The organism is Salinivibrio sp. IB282 (genome assembly GCF_001995685.1).
Lineage (GTDB): Bacteria > Pseudomonadota > Gammaproteobacteria > Enterobacterales > Vibrionaceae > Salinivibrio > Salinivibrio kushneri.
The window spans coordinates 1-2297 of sequence record NZ_MUET01000135.1 but is presented as its reverse complement, the minus strand read 5'-3'; the positions used below and the strand labels follow the sequence as shown (position 1 = coordinate 2297).

Here is a 2297-nt window from a genome sequence, read left to right as displayed (position 1 = left end):
ATGCATTATGCCACCTGGGCGCCTGTCACGTTTGGCGCCAATTTTATCCACGATGTCGGATGGCGCGCGGCGGAAATCACACCCAGCTTGCGCGATCGAGAAGGCGCTTATGCCGACCTACGCGTACTTTAACGTCAGTGGTATCATTGGCGACGATTACTCGTTCCCACGCTCCTGCGTGGGAATGCATACGAGACTTGAACCATGAACTGAAATCGTTACAAAATCTTCAAGCCGAACTTGTCGAGTTTGGTTACTCTGATTCTGCTGAACGGGTCCTTGTTCTTACACGATCTAACACCGTGGCCAATGTTAGTGGGCCATTACAATGACAAAATTTATACATCGATGGTGCCATTGGCGTAGGTGACACAAGCCCCGGCAAGATGTCAACTATGATGCATTATGCCACCTGGGCGCCTGTCACGTTTGGCGCCAATTTTATCCACGATGTCGGATGGCGCGCGGCGGAAATCACACCCAGCTTGCGCGATCGAGAAGGCGCTTATGCCGACCTACGCGTACTTTAACGTCAGTGGTATCATTGGCGACGATTACTCGTTCCCACGCTCCTGCGTGGGAATGCATACGAAACTCGAACCCTGCACAGAAGTCGTGACAAAACTATCGAATCGTACTTGTCGAATTTGGTTGCTTTGATTCTGCTGAACGGATCTCTGTTCTTATACGATCTAACACCGCGGCCAATATTGGTTAGCCACTACAGTATGAGTCCGAACCTGGCAGAGGAAAAATACTGGATTAAATATAAATTGGTGGCCAGTTTTTCTTGACCACTACACAGCCTTCAGCGGAGCAGCCACGTTAGCGACTGCGACCGCAAGAAGGGATGGTTAGGCTATTTCAACGTAGCAGCACCGTTGCTGTTCCATTCTCCAGTGCTCTGCTGACAGATACGTCTGACAAAGTTACAACAAAGGCACCGTCTCCCTTAGATGTCAAATCTCCATAGACATATGGCTGCCCCTCTACATAAGCAGCTATGACCTTAAATGGAAATTCTTTGCCCGTATCGTTGTTGACTTTGATATTAACTTTCAGATCAAACGAGCTTGCACCGAAGCTATTTTCTTCTACCCGCTCCATGTTTGCCTTTATAGACTTAGGAATGCCCACAGTTAAAAGAGATTCACTGTTAGATATGATATTTACATGAGAATCAGATGCCATTTTTCCATCTTTATCTTTATCAAGCACGACAGGTATATTGAAATGAGCAAAGGAGTCGAATTTCTTAGAAAAGCATTCTATGTATTTTGCATCAGCGAAGATGCTTGGTATTGTTTGTTGGGCCTCTATTACAGAATTAGATAATCTCCTTGAATCTTCATAGCTGTTGCAGCTTGCAACTTCAACATACAGGTTACCACTGATTGTTTTTGTTTTTGATTCGAGAATATCTTTAAGGCTAACTTCGCTCTCTACAGTCGCCTTGCACCCAGTTAAAAAGGCTGTTATGACTAACATAGGTAAGATAAATTTCATCAGAAAATTCCTTATTTATTTTCCATTTTTTGTTTTAGCTCATCCGCATACTGGAAAACTTCTTCCGCAGTTTTCCCATGCAAATTTTCATTAACTTCTTCCTTTGCGTCCTCGGCATCACCATCAAGACTAGCCAATGTGCCCATATAAATTCCGGTCAGAGTTTTTTTAAACCTTTCTTGGTCTTCTTTCGATAGATCGGTCATGATTTTCTGCACCGACTCTTTCATTGTCTCGTCAGAGGAGGTATCAAGAGTAGGTTTTCCGCACCCCGAAAGCATAAGAATGGTCGCAATAGCAAGCAAAATTTTAAACAGGTTATTCATTTGGTTTTCTCCATTGATCCTAGTTAGTAAAGTCAAGCGTCGAGCCTTATACGCCTAACGCCAACAGCATGCGCGGTTGCAGAATGGAAGTGAGGCCGCAATGCAGTAGGCGTCGCGTACCTGGCCTTGTTATGTGTTTAGATTTCTACAGTACAGGGCATATTTTTCGAAATCATTCCGGCTGTAGGCGCCCTCCGCGAGAGTCAAAGGCTCACCATTTAAGAAGCGCTTGTGATGTATATACGGCTCTAACTTATCCCATGTTTTTACAAAAACAGGCCCCCACATTTTGGAAAAATGCTCGTGACTGATAAGTCCAGACATAGTCAGATAAGACAGTCGTTGCATCACAATACTGACACGATTCGCTGCATCAACGGTTTCTTTAGACCAAGCAACCTCGTGCTCTTCAGTCCCAAGTTCTCCATCCGCATAGTCACCTGCATCACGAAGCAATGATAGATC

The 2297-nt window shown here is 44.8% G+C and carries 3 protein-coding genes and 1 pseudogene; 1 reads left to right on the top strand and 3 read right to left on the bottom strand.

Features of this window, described 5'->3' with window-relative positions:
• The first annotated feature begins 395 nt into the window (after positions 1–395).
• Positions 396–530 carry a hypothetical protein gene (locus BZG14_RS16025; protein ID WP_274532407.1) on the top strand — a complete coding sequence of 45 codons (135 nt, stop codon included), beginning with the start codon at positions 396–398 and terminating at the stop codon, positions 528–530.
• Between the two features lie 334 nt (positions 531–864).
• Here the strand turns inward: BZG14_RS16025 and BZG14_RS15080 are convergent, their stop codons facing one another.
• From BZG14_RS15080 to BZG14_RS15650, 3 genes and pseudogenes are all read right to left on the bottom strand, one after another.
• Positions 865–1506 carry a DUF7424 family protein gene (locus BZG14_RS15080; protein WP_077609134.1) on the bottom strand — a complete coding sequence of 214 codons (642 nt, stop codon included), beginning with the start codon at positions 1504–1506 and terminating at the stop codon, positions 865–867.
• An 11-nt stretch (positions 1507–1517) separates the two neighbouring features.
• A complete protein-coding gene (locus BZG14_RS15075) occupies positions 1518–1832 on the bottom strand; it encodes a DUF6694 family lipoprotein (protein WP_077609133.1) in 315 nt (104 codons plus the stop codon).
• 129 nt (positions 1833–1961) lie between these two features.
• Positions 1962–2297 (bottom strand): annotated as a pseudogene (locus BZG14_RS15650) (hypothetical protein); the annotation flags it as partial.